21 protein-coding genes and 1 other annotated feature are annotated in these 19,161 nt (G+C 51.2%); of the genes, 10 read left to right on the forward strand and 11 right to left on the reverse strand.

The genetic code is table 11. The features are described 5' to 3' along the window. Nucleotides 1-10: 10 nt before the first annotated feature. The 4 genes from ACFWUL_RS00945 to ACFWUL_RS00960 form a co-directional block, all read right to left on the reverse strand. Nucleotides 11-418 carry a hypothetical protein gene (locus ACFWUL_RS00945; RefSeq protein ID WP_297019978.1) on the reverse strand — a complete coding sequence of 136 codons (408 nt, stop codon included), beginning with the start codon at nucleotides 416-418 and terminating at the stop codon, nucleotides 11-13. Nucleotides 419-542: 124 nt separating this feature from the next. After that, nucleotides 543-875, reverse strand: a complete 333-nt coding sequence (locus tag ACFWUL_RS00950) for a hypothetical protein (protein WP_297019975.1) — start codon at nucleotides 873-875, stop codon at nucleotides 543-545. Beyond that, complete coding sequence (locus tag ACFWUL_RS00955) at nucleotides 872-1,474, reverse strand: DUF1700 domain-containing protein (RefSeq protein WP_416177534.1); 603 nt, start codon at nucleotides 1,472-1,474, stop codon at nucleotides 872-874. Before ACFWUL_RS00955 ends, ACFWUL_RS00950 begins: the two co-directional genes overlap by 4 nt. Next, complete coding sequence (locus ACFWUL_RS00960) at nucleotides 1,467-1,793, reverse strand: PadR family transcriptional regulator (RefSeq protein WP_297019969.1); 327 nt, start codon at nucleotides 1,791-1,793, stop codon at nucleotides 1,467-1,469. Before ACFWUL_RS00960 ends, ACFWUL_RS00955 begins: the two co-directional genes overlap by 8 nt. A gap of 525 nt (nucleotides 1,794-2,318) precedes the next feature. Continuing rightward, nucleotides 2,319-2,517, forward strand: a binding site (T-box leader). A gap of 172 nt (nucleotides 2,518-2,689) precedes the next feature. On the opposite strand from ACFWUL_RS00960, the gene ACFWUL_RS00965 reads away from it, so the two are divergent. Further along, complete coding sequence (locus ACFWUL_RS00965) at nucleotides 2,690-3,838, forward strand: ABC transporter substrate-binding protein (protein WP_297019967.1); 1,149 nt, start codon at nucleotides 2,690-2,692, stop codon at nucleotides 3,836-3,838. Between the two features lie 1,212 nt (nucleotides 3,839-5,050). On the opposite strand, the gene ACFWUL_RS00970 is transcribed toward ACFWUL_RS00965, so the two are convergent. After that, on the reverse strand, nucleotides 5,051-5,755 hold the full coding sequence (locus ACFWUL_RS00970) for a TonB family protein (RefSeq protein WP_416177535.1): 705 nt from the start codon (nucleotides 5,753-5,755) through the stop codon (nucleotides 5,051-5,053). 146 nt (nucleotides 5,756-5,901) lie between these two features. Between ACFWUL_RS00970 and ACFWUL_RS00975 the strand changes: the two genes are divergently transcribed. Next, a complete protein-coding gene (locus tag ACFWUL_RS00975; protein ID WP_416177536.1) occupies nucleotides 5,902-6,459 on the forward strand; it encodes a DUF2284 domain-containing protein in 558 nt (185 codons plus the stop codon). Between the two features lie 6 nt (nucleotides 6,460-6,465). Here the strand turns inward: ACFWUL_RS00975 and ACFWUL_RS00980 are convergent, their stop codons facing one another. The 3 genes from ACFWUL_RS00980 to ACFWUL_RS00990 form a co-directional block, all read right to left on the reverse strand. Further along, on the reverse strand, nucleotides 6,466-7,320 hold the full coding sequence (locus ACFWUL_RS00980; RefSeq protein ID WP_416177537.1) for a D-alanyl-D-alanine carboxypeptidase family protein: 855 nt from the start codon (nucleotides 7,318-7,320) through the stop codon (nucleotides 6,466-6,468). 45 nt (nucleotides 7,321-7,365) lie between these two features. After that, the gene (locus ACFWUL_RS00985) at nucleotides 7,366-7,692 is read right to left on the reverse strand and encodes a DMT family transporter (protein ID WP_297019957.1); all 327 of its coding nucleotides are present in this window, start codon (nucleotides 7,690-7,692) and stop codon (nucleotides 7,366-7,368) included. A gap of 87 nt (nucleotides 7,693-7,779) precedes the next feature. Further along, a complete protein-coding gene (locus ACFWUL_RS00990) occupies nucleotides 7,780-9,174 on the reverse strand; it encodes an NCS2 family permease (RefSeq protein ID WP_297019954.1) in 1,395 nt (464 codons plus the stop codon). A gap of 495 nt (nucleotides 9,175-9,669) precedes the next feature. Here ACFWUL_RS00990 and ACFWUL_RS00995 point away from each other — a divergent pair, with 495 nt between their 5' ends. Continuing rightward, nucleotides 9,670-10,536, forward strand: coding sequence for a 4Fe-4S cluster-binding domain-containing protein (locus ACFWUL_RS00995; RefSeq protein WP_416177538.1), 867 nt, complete (start codon nucleotides 9,670-9,672; stop codon nucleotides 10,534-10,536). A gap of 317 nt (nucleotides 10,537-10,853) precedes the next feature. Here ACFWUL_RS00995 and ACFWUL_RS01000 read toward each other — a convergent pair whose 3' ends face one another. Together ACFWUL_RS01000 and ACFWUL_RS01005 are read right to left on the reverse strand one after the other, a co-directional pair. Beyond that, the gene (locus ACFWUL_RS01000; protein WP_416177539.1) at nucleotides 10,854-11,444 is read right to left on the reverse strand and encodes a GNAT family N-acetyltransferase; all 591 of its coding nucleotides are present in this window, start codon (nucleotides 11,442-11,444) and stop codon (nucleotides 10,854-10,856) included. Continuing rightward, a complete protein-coding gene (locus ACFWUL_RS01005; protein ID WP_416177540.1) occupies nucleotides 11,428-11,823 on the reverse strand; it encodes a thioesterase family protein in 396 nt (131 codons plus the stop codon). The genes ACFWUL_RS01000 and ACFWUL_RS01005 overlap by 17 nt, the downstream gene beginning before the upstream one ends. Before the next feature lie 457 nt (nucleotides 11,824-12,280). Here ACFWUL_RS01005 and mltG point away from each other — a divergent pair, with 457 nt between their 5' ends. From mltG to ACFWUL_RS01040, 7 genes are all read left to right on the forward strand, one after another. Beyond that, nucleotides 12,281-13,345: an endolytic transglycosylase MltG gene (gene mltG, locus ACFWUL_RS01010; RefSeq protein WP_416177541.1), complete on the forward strand. Its 1,065-nt coding sequence runs from the start codon at nucleotides 12,281-12,283 to the stop codon at nucleotides 13,343-13,345. Continuing rightward, nucleotides 13,335-13,943 (forward strand): O-methyltransferase, encoded by a 609-nt coding sequence (locus ACFWUL_RS01015; RefSeq protein WP_297022974.1) that lies wholly within the window; start codon nucleotides 13,335-13,337, stop codon nucleotides 13,941-13,943. Before mltG ends, ACFWUL_RS01015 begins: the two co-directional genes overlap by 11 nt. A gap of 110 nt (nucleotides 13,944-14,053) precedes the next feature. Beyond that, entirely contained in the window at nucleotides 14,054-14,428 is a 375-nt protein-coding gene (locus ACFWUL_RS01020) for a four helix bundle protein (protein ID WP_416177542.1), read from the forward strand. 198 nt (nucleotides 14,429-14,626) lie between these two features. Beyond that, nucleotides 14,627-15,826 carry a peptidase U32 family protein gene (locus tag ACFWUL_RS01025; RefSeq protein WP_416177543.1) on the forward strand — a complete coding sequence of 400 codons (1,200 nt, stop codon included), beginning with the start codon at nucleotides 14,627-14,629 and terminating at the stop codon, nucleotides 15,824-15,826. Next, nucleotides 15,816-16,064: a DUF4911 domain-containing protein gene (locus tag ACFWUL_RS01030; RefSeq protein WP_297022965.1), complete on the forward strand. Its 249-nt coding sequence runs from the start codon at nucleotides 15,816-15,818 to the stop codon at nucleotides 16,062-16,064. The genes ACFWUL_RS01025 and ACFWUL_RS01030 overlap by 11 nt, the downstream gene beginning before the upstream one ends. A 30-nt stretch (nucleotides 16,065-16,094) precedes the next feature. Continuing rightward, complete coding sequence (locus ACFWUL_RS01035) at nucleotides 16,095-16,505, forward strand: pyridoxamine 5'-phosphate oxidase family protein (protein WP_416177544.1); 411 nt, start codon at nucleotides 16,095-16,097, stop codon at nucleotides 16,503-16,505. Between the two features lie 377 nt (nucleotides 16,506-16,882). Next, on the forward strand, nucleotides 16,883-18,328 hold the full coding sequence (locus tag ACFWUL_RS01040) for a nicotinate phosphoribosyltransferase (protein WP_416177545.1): 1,446 nt from the start codon (nucleotides 16,883-16,885) through the stop codon (nucleotides 18,326-18,328). A 51-nt stretch (nucleotides 18,329-18,379) separates the two neighbouring features. On the opposite strand, the gene ACFWUL_RS01045 is transcribed toward ACFWUL_RS01040, so the two are convergent. Next, the gene (locus tag ACFWUL_RS01045) at nucleotides 18,380-19,069 is read right to left on the reverse strand and encodes an HAD hydrolase-like protein (protein WP_416177546.1); all 690 of its coding nucleotides are present in this window, start codon (nucleotides 19,067-19,069) and stop codon (nucleotides 18,380-18,382) included. Between the last annotated feature and the right edge of the window lie 92 nt (nucleotides 19,070-19,161).

The following is a 19,161-nucleotide window of genomic DNA, read 5'->3' on the forward strand; positions in this document are numbered from 1 at the left end:
TTTCTGTGTATTACAGGCGGTGCCAGTTATTTCCGTCATCGTCCTGGAAATGTTTCTTTTCCGGATTTCCTTTATGTTCATCCTGTTCCCGGGCTTCCGGATGCTGTTCATAGTATTTTTCTTCCCAGGGCTTCAGTTTTCTCTGGCTTTTAGCCTGCTTTTCCTGCTTTGGCTCTTCCCATTGGTTCTTATCCTTGTGGGACTTATCTTTCTTTACTTTGGGAGCCTTTTTCTGGTCCTTTTTATACTGGGGATGCTGGCCATTGTCGTTCTCGAACTGAGGCGGCTGGCCCTGCCGGGCTTCCATCTTGGGGGGCTGGCCGTAGTCAGCAGCGGAAACGGAGGAGGAAACAAGGGCGCCACTCATGAGGGTGAGAGCTGCCAGGGATGCGGTGAGAAGGATGTTCATTTTTTTCATGATAACCTCGATTCTGCGGGGAATACGCCCGCTCTTTGTGTCATACTGCTGTAAGTAATCTATATGAAATCAGTCGGAGAGAAAAGGATACTCCCTCCGGCGGATGGACTGGGAAGTTGTCTCCTTACTTTTCTTTATCGGAAGGAGTAGATGGAGTCTGCTGGCCATCCTGGGGGCCCATCATGGGACCCCGGTGGTTTCCGTCCATGGGGCCGCCATTTCTCATGGTATCCGGCCGGTTATCCCGATGAATCATATGGTCTTCTTCATTGGAAGGGCCTTTCTGGAAGTCCCTCTTTTCTTTATCCCTGTCAGAAAATTTGAAATTTTCCATGATCCGGGGACCGTTGTCATTCATCCATCGATGATAGGAGGGAAGGTCACTCACCAGGAAAGAAAAGGCACCAACAATGAGACAGATAATGGCAAGAACCACGCAGAGGATGATCCGTTTCATGAATCCGCACCACCCTTCGTGTTCGGTGATTTATCCAGGGTACCGCGGATGGCACGGCTGCCTTCTTCCGTAATGAAGTAAACGGAAAGGGCGGTAAATATGCCAAATCCTGTAATGGAAGCCACGGTGAGGGGACTGAACCGCGGCAGCGGCGGGACGCCATGGAAGGGGGCAAAGTTCATGGTAAGAAGGGCAATGACGAGGGCTGTGGCAGCCAGGATCACCACACTGATGATGATGCCGGTAGCGGTGAGAAGCCGGGCGGAAATGCGGACCGTCGTTTCTGCGGCCTCCGGCAGTTTCGGGCTTACCTGGGACCAGGCTTTGCCCGCTTCTGCCGCTGTATCCTTAGCAATCATCCGGGCGGCCTCTTTCATCTGGGAACCCTTCGTCTTTTCATCCACCACCCCTTCGGACTGGTAGGAGTCGTAAATATCCTTTGGACTGCCCAATTCTTTTGCAATTTCTTCCTCCGAAAGGCCCCGTTTTTTCCCTTCTTCAAAGTGGGATTCATAATCGGAAAGGATTTCATTCACTTCCTCCGTCTTCGCATTGCGGAAATAGTAGCGGAGAAGATCTAAAAATTCTGTTTCATTCATGGATATCGCCTCCTTCGGCCAGTATTTTTTTGACGGCTTTTGTAAATTCCGTCCACTCCTTCAGGGATTCTTTGAATTCCTCCCGTCCGGCATCGGTAATCCGGTAATATTTTCGGGGCGGCCCGTTGTGGGATTCTGCCAGATAGGTGTCTACAAGGCCATCTTTTTTGAATCGGTTCAGCAGGGGATAAATCGTACCCTCCGACATTTCAATGTATTTGGAAATGTCCGTGACCAGTTCATAGCCATAATAGTCTTTCCTTCTCAGCATGGATAGGACCACAATTTCCATAACCCCTTTCTTCAGCTGGATATTCATGGCATGTCCTTTCTTACAAGGACGACAGGTTTTCCACTTTTGGGAATTGAACCTGTGGTCAATTTGTTGTTGCTAACAATATATCACAAAGTACTTTGCAATGCAAGGTACCATTTAAAGTTTTGATGAACTTTTTTGAATCGCCAATTTCAGTTTGTCGAGCTGTTAGAGCGAGCGGTTTGGCATGCTGTTGGACAGAGTCACTGGCACAGGGCTGCTAGCTTTTAGCTTCTAGCTGCTAGGAAAGCTGGCCAGCCTGCGGCGCTTCCCATCCGGTATTTCCGCCAGTCATTCGTGCCGTAGGCTGTAGAGCTTTCCTAGTTGCTAGAAGCTAGTAGCTAGAAGCCCCCGCGCGAATGACTCTATCCATCAGCCCCCTCAACAGCCCTACAAACCGCAATAGTCCTCCCAAAATGTATGACTTGCCCTCATATTTGCACATGTATTTGCCATTTTTGCAATTGATTACATTTCCTATTGACCACGCAGCAAATTTTGTGTAATATCATAACCATATTCAAACCAGTACATGCTGTGAACGAGAAGGAAACAGATGGGAAGCTTCAGAGAGCCGGCGTATGGTGAAAGCCGGTGCGGAAAATCTGTGGACTATCACTCGTGAGCTTCCTGATTGAAGGAATTCAGTAAATCAGGACGGACGCCCCCGTTACAGGGCAGGCCTTCAGAGTATAATGCAGGGTGGTACCGCGAATTCGTCCCTGTCCCATGGTGGACAGGGGCTTTTCTGTTTCCATTTCCTGTATGCTCCGGCGGCTGAGTGATAAACCGGAGTGGTACCGCGCCAAGCGCCTCTGTCTGAATTTTCAGGCAGAGGCGCTTTTGGTTTCCGGAGAGTGAGGATTGCACATGTGCTATTCATCAAAGGAGAAATGACTATGAAAAACTGGAAGAACCTTCTGAAAGCGGCGGCCTTTGGCCTCATGATGACGGCGGCATGCGCAGGACTGGCAGGTTGTGGGAGCAGGGGAGAAAGCAAAGGGGGAGAAAAAACGGCAAAAGTCGGGTTTATCAATGGCGTTTCCGGCGGCGTGGCTTCCTATGGGCTGGCGGAAAAAGAGGGACTCGACCTGGCAGTGGAAGAAGTGAACCGGGAAGGCAAGATTCACATGGAAGTGGAAATGGTGGATACAAAGGGCAGCGTACAGCAGGCTGTGGCGGCGGCGCAGAAAATGATTTCCGCCAGGAAGGTCCTGGTCATCGGTCCTCTGATTTCCGGGGAATATAAGGCAGTGGGCCCCCTGTTCCAGAAAGCAAAGATTCCTCTTCTCGGGGCAGCTACCACGGCGGAAGGGCTTATGGATATGGGAGATTACATGTTCCGCAACTGCGTGCCGGAATCTAAAAATATCCCCCAGACCGTGAAGAAAACCCAGGCCCTCCTCGGATATAAAAAGGTGGCAATCCTCTATTCCCATAATAATGAGCACCAGGTATCGGCTTACAAAATCTTCAAAAAATCCCTGGAAGAGGCGGGGGTAGAAATCGTAGATACAGAAACCTTTGCGGATAAGGATACTGATTTTTCGGCCCAGCTGACCAGAATCCAGCATGCCAACCCGGACGCCGTGGTGGTGGCAGGGTATTACCAGGAAGGGGGCCTCATCCTGAAGAAAATGAGAGACATGGGTATGAACCAGCCGGTCCTGGGAGATAATGGATTCGTATCGCCGGAGCTCGTCAAAATTGCAGGTCCTGCAGCGGATAATGTGTATGTATCTTCCATGTGGTCTCCGGATAGAAACTCGGAAGCCACCAAAGAGTTTGTCAGGAATTTCAAGGATAAATACGGCCATGACCCCGACAATTTCGCTGCCTGTGCCTATGTATCCGGAAAGCTGGCGGCAAAGGCCATGGAAAATGCAGGGACCACCACCGATTCCAAAAAAGTCAGGGATGCCCTGGCCAATATCAAAAACTTTGAAAGCGCCGTAGGCCCCATGACCTTCAATAATTCCGGGGATCCGGAAGTGGACCTGGTACTTCTCAAAATCGAGAACGGACAGTACAAGGCAGTGGAAGGATAATGTCTGAAGGCGAAGTGGCTGAAGGGGAACGGGCTTCGCCCGAGGGGAAGGTGGCGGCGCACAAATCAGGAAGCGCCGCCTTATGAAAACTGACTGCGGCTTCGCCGAAGAATTCCATTGTGCCATGTTACTCTAATTGCAAGCATGCAGGCCCTTGGAGATGAATGTCCTGCATAGGACATTCAAGTTTGGCCTGAAATAGAAAAGGCGCTTAGCCTGCCCATAAAAGCGCCTTCCTCTTAGGCCAAACGGCCCGCGGCAAAGCCGCAGGATGGATTGGCGGGATATGGTGAGGCTCATCTGCATTGCAGAGCCCCGCCTCTGCGAGGCGGATCCATCCCCCGGCCTTTGGCCGTCCCCCTTCTCTAAGGGGGAACGCATTTGATGTGTATAGTTACCTGTATTCAATAGGTTCAGTACCCCACCACTCCGTGGCCCTCTCCCCTTGTGAGAAGGCGCAAGTAAGCGGCTCCGCCGCTGGTCCTGTCTGATGCCTGGCTGTCTGACGTCTGGTGTCTCCACTGTCCGCAATCATGCAGGCCCTTAGAGAAGGGCCGCGGCAAAGCCGCAGGATGGATTGGTGAGAAGTGGCTGAAGGGGAATGCCTTCGGCAAGGTGGTTGAAGGGGAACGGGCTTTGCCCGAGGGGAAGGTGGCGGCGCACAAATCAGGAAGCGCCGCCTTATGAAAACTGACCGCGGCTCCGCCGAAGAATTCCATTGTGCCATGTTACTCTAATCGCAAGCATGCAGGCCCTTAGAGATGAATGTCCTGCATAGGACATTCAAGTTTGGCCTGAAATAGAAAAGGCGCTTAGCCTGCCCATAAAAGCGCCTTCCTCTTAGGCCAAACGGCCCGCGGCAAAGCCGCAGGATGGATTGGCGGGATATGGTGAGGCTCATTTGCTTTGCAGGGTCCCGCCTCTGTGAGGCGGATCCATCCCCCGGCCTTTGGCCGTCCCCCTTCTCTAAGGGGGAACGCATTTGATGTGTATAGTTACCTGTATTTAATAGGTTCAGTACCCCACCACTCCGTGGCCCTCTCCCCCTGTGAGAAGGCGCAAGAAAGCGGCTACGCCGCTGGTCCTGTCTGAAATCTGGCTGTCTGATGTCTGGAGTCTCCACTGCCCGTAACCGTTGAGCTCCCAGGCCGGTTCCTTTTTCCGGCATGTGAAAAACGCCGAACCTTTTGGGGGCGGCGTTTTTGACGATCGTTACAGCTGTACCGGGAAAATGGCCTCAGAAGCGATGGCTTCCCCATCGGGGTTCAGGGCGGGGGTGAAGGTCCAGTGACGGACACAGTCTTCTGCATAGGCGGCGAGAATCTTGTAGTCCCCTGCCGGTATGGAGGAGGTTTCTTCTTTCACGGCAGTGGGCCTTCCGTCCATTTTCCCATCGGCTTTGATGAATGCTTTCACGGAAATCAGGGGATGGCCGTTCCGCTCGGCGGCCTGGTGGACCGATTCATTCATGTCCTTCATCACAGCCTCTTTCGGTGCTGCCGGCTGGGAAACCATATTTGAAATGAAGCGGACCGGAACAGCTGCTGTTGAAATGACTGCCCGGTCTCCCTGCATGGCAGGCTTGAAGCGCCAGGATTCTACACAGGAAGCGGCGTACTGGTCCAGGATAAGGGAAGTGGAACTCTGCTCTACTTCCGCATGGGTCACGGCACCGTCTTCATTGATCGTAATTCGGAGAACCGTGGCGGAGGAATGGGGAAGGGTTAAAAGGGCATCATGGACGTCTTTCGTCTGGGGAAGCATTTTAGCAGAAGTAAGGGATGGCGGAATCTCTTCCGCCGCAGTGACCGGTGTACCGTCTTTATTCAGGTAGACCCCATTTTCCGGAAGACTGGCTGCCATGGACAGGTTTCCCAGGGCCAGCAGCAGGGACAGGGAAAGAATGATTTTTTTCATGGAAACTCCTTTCATGAAAATGATAAAAATATTTGCAATTCCTTATTATTTACTTATTGTAGCGGAATGGATTGGCCCTTGCAATGGGGGATATATCCAATGTATGGTACAATACCGGTAGAAATCGGACAGGAAGGGGGATTTCTATGAACCAGGAAGATTTGCAGGCACTGGAAGAAATTGCCAGAAAGGCAGGAGCTTCAGCGGTGAAAGTGGTGGACGTGGCCAAAATAAAACGGGGCGTCTGGCCCCGGCTGAAATGCCAATATGGCTGCGAGCAGTATGCCAGCAATCTCTGCTGTCCGCCCTATACACCGGATATCTCTTTTATGAACCGGTTTCTGGATGAGTATGGGACGGGGCTTCTGGTGCAGTATACCAAAGCCATGAACCTCAGGGATATCAAAGACTGGCAGGAGTTTGACCGCATTTTGAACAATGAACTTCTCATGGTGCTTTTGAAAGTCGAAAAATCAGGGATGATGAGAAATTACTACAAGGCCTTTGCCCTGAAGGCTGGCCGCTGCGGACTCTGCCGGATATGTAACCTGAAGAAATGTATCCATCCCGAGTCTGCCCGTCCTTCCATGGAAGCCTGCGGCATCGATGTGCTTGCGCTGGCAAAGGATTATGGATTTTCTGCCCGCCTGTTGAAAGGGCCTGTGAAGCAGGTATCTGTCTATGGGCTGGTACTGCTGGAATGATAGAAATCAGTGTTTCTTCGCTGCCTTTCCCGGGACAATCGGACTGCCGGTTTCCTTTCCTGCCAGCAGTTCGAAGCCATAGTCCAAAAGCTCTGCACCTTCCCGGAAGCGGGTGTCCGTATCCCGGGAATGCATGACGATGACAATGAGTTCATGGTTATCCCGGATGGCAGAGGCAGCGAGGCACCCGCCGGCAGCACGGGTGTAGCCGGTTTTGATGCCGGTGGCGCCGGGATAGGAATACAGCAGTTCATTGGAATTTTCACAGTGGAAGTTATATCGGGGCCTTTCGTAGTGGATCTGTTTATATTTCATGGAGACAATGCGGCGGAAGGTCCTGTTTTCCATGGCATACCGGGCAAGGCGGGCCATATCTTCGGCAGTGGAGTAGTGATTTTCATCGGGCATGCCGTTGGCATTGACGAAATGGGTATGGTCCATACCGATTTCCTTTGCCTTTGCATTCATCTCGTTCGCAAAGGCAGGAAGGCTGCCGGCCAGGTTTTCCGCAATGGCCGTGGCGGCTCCGTTATCGGAAATCAGCATCATCTGGTTTCGAAGGTTATCCAGGGTAATCCATTCCCCGCCATTCAGGGCGGTGGATTCCACATTTGCCGCATTGGCGCTGACACTGATGGTTTTGTAGGGATTTCCTTTTTCAATGGACAGGATACAGGTCATGATTTTTGTCATGCTGGCGGGGTATTCTTTTTTATTTCCATTTTTCTCATAGAGGACAGCTCCGTCTTTTTCGTCCATAATGACTGCTGCATCCGCCGTAATTTCCGGCGGCGCTGCCTTTACGGAAATGGTGGTAAGGACGGCGGCCGTCAGAGTACATAGAAGTAATTTCAGTTTCATATAAGCCTCCAAAGGAATAAATCCCGGCAGCTGCCGGGACCTCTGTTATTTATCTACGCCATAGAGATTCAGGAGTACACAGCCCACGATGATGAGGACCACCGCAATCATGCCGATGGTGGTTAATTTCTCTCCAAAGAAATGCCAGGAAATGAAGGTGGTAGCGAGAATTCCTACGGCGCTCCAGGTGGCATAGGCCAGGGCCAGATTCAGGGAATTCAGGGCCCGGGAAAAGGAAAAGAAACTGAGGCCATAGGACCCAAGACAGAGAATGGTAGGGACCAGCACCGTGAAGCCGTGGGACATTTTGAGGAAAGTGGTGCCGGAAAGTTCCATGCCGATGGCAAAGAACATGAGAAGATAGGGAAGCATGGGTAGGGCTCCTTTAATGTCATAAAGAAAGATCAGGCAATGAAAAAGGGCTGTGAAAGAGGTTCACAGCCCTTTTCATTACAGTGATCAGAGGAATATGTACTTCAGAATAAAGATGACCGTGAGGACCATCATAAGAATGCTGACCTTATCTTTTCGTCCGGTGAGGATGTTGATGAGGGTATAGGTGATGGTGCCGAAGGAAATGCCTTCTGCAATGCTGTAGGCAAAGGGCATGGCGATAATGGCAAAGTAGCAGGGAATGGCTTCCCGGGGATCATTGAATTCGATGCCTGTCACGGCGGTGAACATGAGGAACCCTACGATAATGAGGGCCGGTGCTGTGGCAAAGGCAGGAATGGCCATGAAAATGGGGGAAAGGAACATGGAAAGAAGGAAGAGCACGGCCACGGTGACTGCCGTGAGGCCGGTGCGGCCGCCTTCAGAAACGCCGGAGGCACTTTCTACGTAGGTGGTGGTGGTGGAAACGCCGAGCAGGGCACCGACGGAAGTAGCTACGGCATCAGCCATGAGGGCCCCCTTTATGTGGGGGAGCTTATTGTTTTCATCCAGCATATTGGCCTTGGAAGAAACGCCGATGAGAGTGCCGATGGTATCAAAGATATCGACGAAGAGGAATGCCAGGAGGACGACTACGAAGTTAAATGTGCCAATCTGGGAGAAATCGAGCTGCATGAAAATAGGCGCAATGCTCTTCGGTTCAAAAGCAGCAACGCCGCCGGAGAAATTGGGAAGTGTACTGAAGGCGCCTACGGAAGGATCCGGCACATAAAGGCCTGTCAGTTCACAGATCACGCCGAGAATCCAGGTGAAAAGGATGCCCCAGAGGATATTGCCCCGGACTTTCCGCACCATGAGAATGGCGGTGAAAAGGACACCGATAATCGCAAGCACTACGGTAATGCCGGTGGTATGGAATGTGCCGGCAGCCATGGCCTGTTTGAAGGAGAACAGGGAAATCTTGGTGGCCGGGTTGGCAACGATAATCTGGGCGCCGCCGAGTCCGATGAAAGCAATGAAGAGGCCGATGCCGGCGGATACCGCTTTCTTCAGGTTAATAGGAATGGCATTGAATATGGCTTCCCGCACATTTGTTAAAGAAAGGATGATGAAGATAATCCCTTCTACGAATACGGCGGCCAGGGCCATCTCCCAGGAGTAGCCCATCTGCTTCACCACGGTGAAGGCGAAGAAAGCATTCAGCCCCATCCCCGGTGCCAGGGCAAAGGGGTAGTTTGCAAAAATAGCCATGAACATGGTACCCAGGAAACCGGCCAGGGCGGTGGCGGTGAGGACGGCTCCCTTATCCATGCCGGTGGTGCTCATGATGCTGGGGTTTACGGCCAAAATGTAGGCCATGGTCATGAAGGTGGTAATCCCCGCCATGATTTCGGTCTTCACGTTGGTCTTATTCTCGGAAAGGTGGAATATCCTTTCCAGAAGACCTGCATTGTTTTCCATGAATAAACTCCTTTCACATTGGAAAAGCATCTCCGAAGAGGTTTTCGAAGAATGATTATTTACCTTATTATTATATGATTTTTAAAATATTGAATCAATGAATTTTGACTCCGGCGGTTATAAAAATATAGCATCCTTTCATGAGGAAATAGAAGGGACCCTATGTGGTACAATGGAATGGAATATTTCAGCTTGTCGAGCTGTTGGGTTTGGCGGTTAGTATGCTTGCGTGTAGAGTCACTCACATGGGGCTGCTGGCTTCTAGCGGATAGCTGTTAGGAAGGCTGATCCGCCTGCGGCGCGTTCTTTCCGTTATTTCCATCAGTCATTCGTGCCGTAGGCTGTAGAGCTTTCCTAGTTGCTAGCCGCTAGCAGCTAGAAGCCCCCGCGCGAATGACTCTATCCATCAGCCCCCTCAACAGCTCTACAAACCGCAATTTGATATAATGAGGAAAAATGATGACCATATGCAATATTTGCCCCAGGGCATGTAAAGTGGAAAGAAAGATTTCTATCAAAGATAAAGGAAGTACAGGATACTGCCGCTGCGGCATGCTTCCTGTGATTGCCAGGGCCGCTCTCCATCACTGGGAAGAGCCCTGCATTGCCGGCACCCGGGGCGCAGGCACCGTCTTTTTTGCGGGCTGCAACCTGTCCTGCGTATATTGCCAGAACTATGAGATTTCCGAAATGCAGAAGGGCATCGAAGTATCGGTGGAACGGCTTCGGGAAATTTATTTCGAGCTCATCGCCCAGGGAGCCCATAATATTGACCTGGTCACCCCTACCCAGTATACCCATGCCATATTCCAGAGCCTTTGGGAGCCATTGCCGGTGCCGGTGGTCTATAACTGCGGCGGCTATGAGAGCGTCCACACCGTGGCGTTTCTCAGGAAAAAGGTGCAGTGCTGGCTGCCGGACCTGAAGTACAGCGACAGCCATGCGGCGGCCCGGTACAGCGATGCACCGGACTATTTCGAAAAAGCCACGGCCGCCATAGAGCAGATGGTCCGGCAGACAGGGCCCTATGAACTGGATGGAAACGGGATCCTCCGGAAAGGGGTGCTCATCCGGCACCTGATTCTCCCGGGACAGGTGGAGAACACGAAGGGCGTCCTGAAGTATATAGCGGAGACCTTTGCACCGGGTGAAGTACTGTTCAGCCTCATGCGGCAGTATGTGCCCTGCGGAAGGGCATCGGAATTCCCGGAAATCAACAGGACCATTACGGACGAGGAATATGAGGAATGCGAAAGCTATATGGAAGCCCTCGGCATTGATGAGGGCTATGTGCAGCAGAAGGCCAGTTCCGATAAAATGTTCATCCCCGCCTTTGACGGTACGGGGGTATTAAAGAAATAAGCAAGGCAAAAGGCGGCGCTCCGGAAAAGGGTACCGTCTTTTGATGTGGGAATTTTTCAGTTTGTCGAGCTGTTAGGGCGACGCTGGTGGAGAGAGTCAAACGCGTGAGAGCTTCTAGCTGCTGGCTCTTAGCTTCCAGGAAAGCTGGCCAGCCTACGGCACGGATGACTGACGGAAATACCGGGTAGAAGCGCCGCAGGCGGATCATCCTTCCTGGCTGCCAGCCGCTAGAAGCCAGGAGCTCCATGCGAGTGACTCTATCCGCAAGCATGCCAAACCGTTCGCTCCAACAGCTCTACAAACCGCAATTGGCAGGTTTATTTCTTCCCAAGTTCGGAGTAAGGAATGAAAGGCTCCGGGTGCTCCGGACGGTTTCCGATAAGTTTTTCCATCCATACCATGTCATACCATTGTCCGAACTTGTATCCGCATTTGGAGAAACGGCCAACCAGCCGAAATCCCAGATGTTCATGGAACAGGGGACTTGTCCGGGGAACATAGGGGTCATTCTCTCCGGCCCAGGTGATGCAGGCTTCCAGATTATACACGTGCTGGGAAAGAAGGATTCTTTCCAGTGCACTGTACAGTTTTTTCCCCAGTCCCTGGCCCCGGGATGCAGGAGATAAATAAATGGAAAGCTCTGCACTGTGCTGGTAGGCAGCCCGGGGATGGAATGGGCCGGCATAGGCGTATCCGATGATCACACCATTGCAGGTAGCCACAAGGTAGGGATACCGGGTGAGCGTATTTTCTATCCGTTCCTTGAAATCCTGCAGAGTGGGAATGTCATATTCAAAAGTAATGGCTGTCTTTTTGACATAGGGCCCATAGATGGCCAGAATTTCTTCCGCATCCTCTGTTTTGGCGCTGCGCATGACCATGCTTTCAGAATCAGCGATTTTCTCCATTTCGATTCTCCGCCTTTTCCATGAATCGGCTGCTGTCTACCAGGAAGCGGTCATGGTCCGATTCTCCGATATCCCCATTTTCATCGGCAGCGGTGATATGGAAAGAAATCTTTTTTCCTTTCACTTCCGTCACCGTGGCGGTGGCAGTAATGGTATGACCCGGCAGGGTAGGGGCTTTGTGGATGAGGTTCATGGATCCGCCTACTGTTGTCTCTTCGCCTTTCAGGAAGGGAGCCAGGGCCTTGCAGGCTGCCTCTTCCATGACAGCAGACAGGACCGGCGTGGCCAGGACAGGCAGGGAGCCGCTCCGGACGACGGCGGCGGTTTCTTTTTCTGTGACAACATGTGAAATCTGGGCAGTAATTCCTTTAATGATCATAATGGTTCCTCCTTGGACTATGCTTTGCAGTTTCATTGTATCATACAGGTGGGAGTGGGATGGATTGTTTAGAAGGGAAACGACTGCTAATTTCAGTTTGCCCCGCTGTTGGGGCGACGCTGATGGGTAGAGTCATTCGTGCGGAGCTTCTAGCTGCTAGCTGTTAGCTTCCAGGAAAGCTGGCCAGCCTACGGCACGAATGACTGACGGAAATACCGGGTAGAAGCGCCGCAGGCGGATCATCCTTCCTGGCTGCCAGCCGCTAGAAGCCAGGAGCTCCATGCGAGTGACTCTATCCGCAAGCATGCCAACCGCCAAACCCCAACAGCTCGATAAACCGCAATAGTCCGGACTGTCAGCCACCGAAAGCGGACAGTGATAAACATAGTAATAAATATGTTATAATATAAAGAATTCTTTTAGCAGATAAAGATGTTTGACCTGACAGAGGTGCTGTATGGAAGACAAAGAAAAAGGAGAGCCCGAGGGCTCGGGGAAAGGGATTTCTTCCTGGACCGTAGAGAAAAAGAGGAAGCTCTATGCCCTGGTGGCCATGGGAATTGTGATTATCGCCCTTGTGCTGGGAGGCCTGTATTTCTATAGCTTTGACCGGGTAGCCCTTCATGGGACCGCCTCTGTGGATGTTCCCAAAAATGCTACAGGCAGGGATATTGCGGATACATTGGAGAAAAAAGGAATCATTCGCAGTGCCAGCCTGTTTCGCCTCTATGCCCGGATTCTGGGAAGTGGGAAAAGCCTTCAGAGTGGTACCTACAAAATGAATCAGGGCCTTACGGTGAAAGAGGCCATGGCCAAGCTTCAATCCGGGGAAACAGAATCCGCTTTTGTTACGGTGCCCGAAGGATATACGGTTCACCAGATCGGAGAACTTTTGAAAAAGACGGACATACAGGGAGCCGCTGATTTTGAAAAGGAAGCTTCTACTTACGGCCCCCTGAAGTACCAGTACGGCCCGGTAGCGGCACCGGTGAAGGGGGAAGGGTTCCTTTTTGCTGATACCTATAATATTCCCAAAGAATATACGGCCCGCCAGATTTGCGATATGATGTATAAGCGGACCGATACCATGCTGACGCCGGATATCCGAAAACGGGCAGCAGAAAAACATATGACACTCCATGACCTTTTGACCCTGGCATCCATGGTGGAACGGGAAGCCCGTTTCAAAGAGGACCAGGTCCCCATTGCTTCGGTTATGCTGAAGCGGCTCCAGGTGGGAATGCCTCTCCAGATTGATGCCACCATCCAGTATGCCCTGGGCGACCAGAAAGAAGAGCTCACGGTAGAGGATACGCGAATTGATTCGCCCTATAATACCTATACCCATAAGGGCCTGCCGCCGGGACCGATTGGCAGCCCCGGCATGGATGCTATCATGGCGGTGCTCGATGCGAAGCCGGGGGAATATCTCTATTATGTAGCCCAGCCCGATGGGCACCATGTATTTACGAAAACCTATGAAGAACACCAGGCGGAGACAGCAAATATCTATGGACAATGATTTAGATCTTTTAAAAAAAGAACTGGAAGAACTGGGAGAGAGGGAACAGGTACCTATTCTCCGGGCAGCGGAGCGGGACTTGCTTCTTGCTGTAGCTGCTGAGGCAAATCCTCAAAAAATTCTGGAAATCGGGACGGCCATAGGCTATTCATCCCTTCTTCTGGGAGAACGGTTTAAGGACGCAGAAATCGATACGATAGAAGTGGATGAAAAACGCCATGGCCTGGCCCAAAAGGTCATGGAACGGGCGGGACTGGCAGGCCGTGTCCATTGCCATCTGGGGGATGCAGCCAGAATTATTCCTGACCTTAAAGGGCCCTATGATTTTGTCTTTCTCGATGGCCCTAAAGGGCAGTATCTTCGGGAGCTGAAGGCCATAGAACCTCTCCTTTCCGAAAAAGCGGTGATTGCGGCGGACAACGTCCTTTTTCGGGGACTGGTAAAGGCGGAAGGTCCTGTGCCTCACCGGTATCGGACCCTGGTCATGCGGCTTCGGGAATATATAGACTATGTCACGGACAGATATGAGACTGTCATCCATGAAGAAGGAGATGGAATGGCAGTCAGTAAAAAGTTAGGAGTGAGGAGTGAGGAGTAAGGAGTGGAGGTGCGGCGCACAAATTAAAAAGCGCCGCAAAATTTTTTATATTGCCCATGAATAGGGAAATTTCCATTATAATAGAAATGGTTCTGCAGGAGTGGAACGGTATGAATAAACAGGATACGGTCATGGAAAAAAGCAAGCGTTTTGCTGTTCATATAATGCAATTGGTAGAATACCTGGCAAGAAATAAGCGTCCATTTTTTATTGTTCAGCAGATTGGAAAATCCGGTACGAGTATCGGTACGAGTATCGGTGCGAATATTGTAGAAGCAGAACATGCTATCAGTAAAAAAGATTTTCTGCTTAAAATGTATATTTCCTATAAAGAATGCAATGAGACTTTATATTGGCTGGATTTATTGAAAGAAATCCGCTATATTTCCGAAGAGCAATATGATTTTATGAAAAAACAATGTGTAGAAATCGAAAAGATGCTGGCCGCTATTACGAGAACAACAAAAAGCCGGATAAATTCATGAATTCTGCCTGTAAATTCGGCTGATTACCGTGGGCAATGGCTTCTATAATTATTTATTTGCGGCGCTTTATTAATTTGATGCGCCGCACCACCATTCCTCACTCCTCCCTCCTCACTCCTAACTATTACTCTGTTTTTACGAAAGGATAACATACTTAATATGACTCAAAAACTCGAGCTTCTCGCCCCGGCGGGGACGATGGAAAAGATGAAAATGGCCCTGCTCTACGGGGCGGATGCAGTGTACCTCGCAGGAAAGGGATTCGGTCTTCGTGCTTACGGCGGAAATTTCAGCCGGGAAGAAATGGAAGAGGCCGTGAAATATGCCCATGGTCTGGGGAAAAAGGTTTACGTTACCGTGAATATTATCCCCAGGAACGAAGATCTCGCCGGAATGGACGAATACCTGAAATTCCTGCAGGATATCCATGTGGATGCGGCCCTTATTTCTGATCTCGGCGTATTTTCGCTCTGCCGGGAAGTGGCGCCGAATCTTCCTATCCACGTGTCCACCCAGGCCAGCTCTGCCAACTGGCGGACCGTGAAGGTATGGAAAGACCTTGGCGCCTCTCGGGTGGTACTGGCCCGGGAAGTATCGGTCAAAGAAATGGCAGACATTCGCAAGAAAGTGGACATTGAACTGGAAGTATTCGGCCACGGGGCCATGTGCATTTCCTGGTCCGGCAGGTGCCTCCTGTCCAATTTCTTCACCAATGGCCGGCGCCAGTCGAACCGGGGCGAATGCATCCAGGCCTGCCGGTTCCGGTATTCGGTGATGGAAGAATCCCGGCCCGGACAGTATTGGCCAGTGGAAGAAGATGACCACGGTACCTATATTTTCAACAGTAAGGACCTGTGTATGATTGACCACATTCCGGAACTCATCGAAGGCGGCGCTTCTTCCCTGAAAATCGAGGGCCGCATGAAGAGCGTATACTACGTGGCTGCGGTGACGGCGGCTTACCGGAAGGCCATTGATGCCTACTATGCAGAAGGCGGGGCCTACCGGGTCCGTTCGGAGTGGCGGGAAGAACTGGAAAAAGTATCCCACCGTCCCTATACTACGGCCTTTGCCTTCCAGAATCCGGACCACAGCGCCCAGGAATATGTGAAATCCCAGCCGGAACAGCCCTATGACTTTGTGGGACTCATCCAGGCAGAAGACAGGGAAAACCGGGTGAACCGGGTGCAGCAGAGAAACCATTTCCGGGTAGGAGAAATCCTGGAATACCTGACACCGAAGGGACAGGTGGGCCTCGTGAAAGTGGAAGGACTGGTAAATGGGGACGGGGTATCTGTAGATAAGGCGCCGCATCCCCTGGAAGAACTGACCATGAAGGGGGACGTCCTCCTGCCGGCCTTTACGATTTTAAGGAGGAGAGTCAGAAATGGACAGTGAAGACACAAGGGTCTATATCGAAATCCCGCCAGCGGAAGTCAATTATGTGAACCGCATCATTGAAGGGTACGAATATTTAGGGGTCCTCACCACGCTGGATGCGAAGAGGGCCACCTGCCAGATCAATTCCACCGCCGACACCAGGGATACGGTCATTGATGTGCTGACCCACCTGCCGGATGTGAAAGTGAAAATCCTGCCTGACAGGGAAGAAGCACTGCGGGAACTGAAAAAATAAAGAAATGTTTCGGGGAAAGAGGTCTTTCAATTGGAAAATGTAAGGATTGTCCTGGAATATTTACGGGAATGTGAAGTATTTTATATGGCCACGGAAGATGGTACCCAGCCCCGGGTGCGCCCCATGAGCGGCGTCTGCGTGACGGAGGGGAAGCTCTGCTTCTTCATGAGCCGGGACTCAGACCTGTACCATGAAATCATGGTGAACCGGCGGGTAGAAATCAGCGCCCGGCATCCGGACAAGTCCTGGATTTCCATCCGGGGCTGGCTGAAGGAAGAAACATCGCAGGAAGTGAAGGATACCATGAGAAAAGCCTGCAAGGATGATATTGAAGATATGGGCCTCATCGGCGATAAGGACATGGCGGTCCTTTCTCTCCAGGGGGGAACCGTTCGCATTGAAGACAGGAATGATGGCAGGGAAAAGGATATGGAGTTGTAGGAGAAAGGGCGGCTGAAAAGTTAGGAGTGAGGAGTGAGGAGTGGCGGTGTGCCGCATCAAATTATAAAACGGAACGAATTTTATATTCAGCCGCAGAGCCGACAATTTATGCCTATATCTTACCGGTTAAGAAGCTTCCCTTTTATCGCTGACCCCGTGGAGAGAGCCATGCAGTGGCTGGGAATCTCCAAAAGTTTTGAGTACTGGTGGCCCTATCCATTAGCTGCGGGAATAATAATTTGCGGCGCTGTGTAATTTGTGCGCCGCTCCCCTCTCTCCTCACTCTGCCCTGTCATCTCCTATCGTTATCCACCGTTTCGTGCTATAATAGACAATCAAAGACACTGTCTTGACAATAAAAATATAAGGGGGATATTATGGCTTCCAATGGATTGATTACAGATTTGTACCAGCTTACTATGACCAATGCCCTTTTCAAGAAGGGCATGCATGAGAGAAAGGTGGTCTTTGACCGCTTTTACCGGCAGAATCCATTTAATGGAGGATATACGGTGGTGGCCGGACTCTCCCATCTGGTGGATTTCATAAAGGACTTCACCTATAGCCCGGAGGATATCGAGTATCTTCGGAGCCTTCATATTTTCTATCCGGAATTTCTGGACTACCTTTCCCATTTCCATTTTACTGGCAATATTTATGCCATGCCCGAAGGGACCGTAGCGTTCCCGGGAGAGCTGCTTCTCCGGTTCGAAGGGACCACCACAGAGGCCATGCTGCTGGAGACGGGGCTTTCCATGATCATGAACCATGAGAGTCTGATTGCAACCAAGTGCCGCCGGGTGCGGACCGTGGCACCCCATGATGCGCTCATGGAATTTGGCCTTCGCCGTGCCCAGGGCCATTCCGCCGGTCTCTGGGGAGCCCGGGCCTCCATGATCGGTGGATTCAATGGCACTTCCAATGTGGAAGCGGGCAAGCTTTTTGGTATTCCTGTGCTGGGTACCATGGCCCACAGCTGGGTCATGAGCTTTGACACGGAACTGGAAGCTTTCGAGGAATATGTGAAGCAGTACCATGACAATCTCATTCTCCTGGCTGATACCTATAACGTGCTGGAGCTGGGGGTACCCCATGCCATCCAGGTGTTCAGGGAACTGAAAGCCAAGGGACAGCTTCCGAAGAAATATGGTATCCGCATCGATAGCGGGGACCTGGGGTACCTGTCCCAGGAGGCAAGCCGTATGTTCCGGGAAGCGGGATTCCCGGATGCCATCATTTCCGGATCCAATGACCTGGATGAATATATCATCCAGTCTTTGAAAGAACAGGGGTGCACTGTGACCAGCTGGGGTGTAGGTACCAAGATTATTACTGCCGATGGCACCTCTGCCCTGGGTGGCGTCTTCAAGATGAGCGCCAGGGAAAAGGGTGATTCCTTTGAACCGGTGATGAAAATTTCCAATGATGTGAGCAAAATGACGAACCCCGGTATCAAGGGAGTCCGCCGGTTCTATAAAAAGGGCACCGGTAAAATGATTACGGATCTGGTCTGCCTGAACGATGAACCTTTCCCCAATGGCGGTGATTTCACTCTCGTCACAGAATCCGCCAAATGGAGGAAGAAGGAGCTGAAGGCAGGTACCTATACCTGCGTGGATATGCTGAAGCCCGTTATCCTTGGCGGCAAGGCAGTAAAGCTTCCGACCCTTCCGGAAATTATTGCCTATGCCAACCGGCAGATGGATACTTTGTGGCCGGAATATAAGAGGCTGACCAATCCGAATGTCATGGAAATCAACCTTTCCGATAAACTGCAGGATTTGAAGAGCCATATTATTGAAGAAGACCTGAAAAAGAAATAATGAAAAGGAGCCTGTGAGAAGTTTCACAGACTCCCTTTTTTATATCTATTTTCAAGGCAGAAGGACGGTCATCAGTTCTTTTACGGAGGAAACGATTCTGTCTGCACCGGCTGCTGTCAGTTCCTCCCGGGAACCGTAACCATAGGTACAGCCAATGGAGGGCAGATGGTTTTCTTTGGCGCCTTCAATGTCGTAGGCCGTATCTCCTATCATTACGGTGTGCTGCCAAAGGTCATCATGGGCATAACCCCGTTCTTCCAGCTCACCCATGGCTTTTTTGATGATTCGGGCTTTCTGGCTGGCAACGGCCCGTTTTTTCAGCTCATCACCTATATCACTGCCGCAGATGGTAGAGAAGAAAGAGGCAAATCTAAAGTGACCGATGATTTCTTTTACAAAGGGCTCCGGCTTGCTGGAAGCCACAGCAAGAATATATCCTGCTTCCACGGCCTGGGGAAGCAGCCTGTCCAATCCATCATAGGGGCGGCAGTCGAAAATGCCTTTCGTTTCGTAGAGCTCCCGGAATTTTGTGACTGCGGTGACGATATCCGCATCGGACATATGGTACAGCTTTTTCATCTGTACGTTCAAAGGCGGTCCAATGAATGTGCTGAGTTTCTTCATGTCCCTTTCATGAATACCTACGGCATCCAGCCCATACTGTACGGCTTTGATAATCCCCGGGGCTGATTCAGAGAGGGTGCCGTCCAGGTCGAAGAGAAGATATTTATAATGGTTCATGCTGTTCCTTTCATCCAATTGAGGTTTTGATAAGATGTTGGAGTGGTGCTGACGGATAGAGTCATTCGTGCGGGAGCTTCCAGCTTCCAGCT

It is taken from the genome of Dialister sp., from assembly GCF_047832375.1.
GTDB lineage: Bacteria > Bacillota > Negativicutes > Veillonellales > Dialisteraceae > Dialister.

Bases quoted from the DNA above. Each gene is read 5' to 3' on its own strand.
- ACFWUL_RS00945 (WP_297019978.1), bottom strand. From the start codon at position 418: ATGAAAAAAATGAACATCCTTCTCACCGCATCCCTGGCAGCTCTCACC.
- ACFWUL_RS00950 (WP_297019975.1), bottom strand. From the start codon at position 875: ATGAAACGGATCATCCTCTGCGTGGTTCTTGCCATTATCTGTCTCATT.
- ACFWUL_RS00955 (WP_416177534.1), bottom strand. From the start codon at position 1,474: ATGAATGAAACAGAATTTTTAGATCTTCTCCGCTACTATTTCCGCAAT.
- ACFWUL_RS00960 (WP_297019969.1), bottom strand. From the start codon at position 1,793: ATGAATATCCAGCTGAAGAAAGGGGTTATGGAAATTGTGGTCCTATCC.
- ACFWUL_RS00965 (WP_297019967.1), top strand. From the start codon at position 2,690: ATGAAAAACTGGAAGAACCTTCTGAAAGCGGCGGCCTTTGGCCTCATG.
- ACFWUL_RS00970 (WP_416177535.1), bottom strand. From the start codon at position 5,755: ATGAAAAAAATCATTCTTTCCCTGTCCCTGCTGCTGGCCCTGGGAAAC.
- ACFWUL_RS00975 (WP_416177536.1), top strand. From the start codon at position 5,902: ATGAACCAGGAAGATTTGCAGGCACTGGAAGAAATTGCCAGAAAGGCA.
- ACFWUL_RS00980 (WP_416177537.1), bottom strand. From the start codon at position 7,320: ATGAAACTGAAATTACTTCTATGTACTCTGACGGCCGCCGTCCTTACC.
- ACFWUL_RS00985 (WP_297019957.1), bottom strand. From the start codon at position 7,692: ATGCTTCCCTATCTTCTCATGTTCTTTGCCATCGGCATGGAACTTTCC.
- ACFWUL_RS00990 (WP_297019954.1), bottom strand. From the start codon at position 9,174: ATGGAAAACAATGCAGGTCTTCTGGAAAGGATATTCCACCTTTCCGAG.
- ACFWUL_RS01000 (WP_416177539.1), bottom strand. From the start codon at position 11,444: ATGGAGAAAATCGCTGATTCTGAAAGCATGGTCATGCGCAGCGCCAAA.
- ACFWUL_RS01005 (WP_416177540.1), bottom strand. From the start codon at position 11,823: ATGATCATTAAAGGAATTACTGCCCAGATTTCACATGTTGTCACAGAA.
- mltG (WP_416177541.1), top strand. From the start codon at position 12,281: ATGGAAGACAAAGAAAAAGGAGAGCCCGAGGGCTCGGGGAAAGGGATT.
- ACFWUL_RS01015 (WP_297022974.1), top strand. From the start codon at position 13,335: ATGGACAATGATTTAGATCTTTTAAAAAAAGAACTGGAAGAACTGGGA.
- ACFWUL_RS01020 (WP_416177542.1), top strand. From the start codon at position 14,054: ATGAATAAACAGGATACGGTCATGGAAAAAAGCAAGCGTTTTGCTGTT.
- ACFWUL_RS01025 (WP_416177543.1), top strand. From the start codon at position 14,627: ATGGAAAAGATGAAAATGGCCCTGCTCTACGGGGCGGATGCAGTGTAC.
- ACFWUL_RS01030 (WP_297022965.1), top strand. From the start codon at position 15,816: ATGGACAGTGAAGACACAAGGGTCTATATCGAAATCCCGCCAGCGGAA.
- ACFWUL_RS01040 (WP_416177545.1), top strand. From the start codon at position 16,883: ATGGCTTCCAATGGATTGATTACAGATTTGTACCAGCTTACTATGACC.
- ACFWUL_RS01045 (WP_416177546.1), bottom strand. From the start codon at position 19,069: ATGAACCATTATAAATATCTTCTCTTCGACCTGGACGGCACCCTCTCT.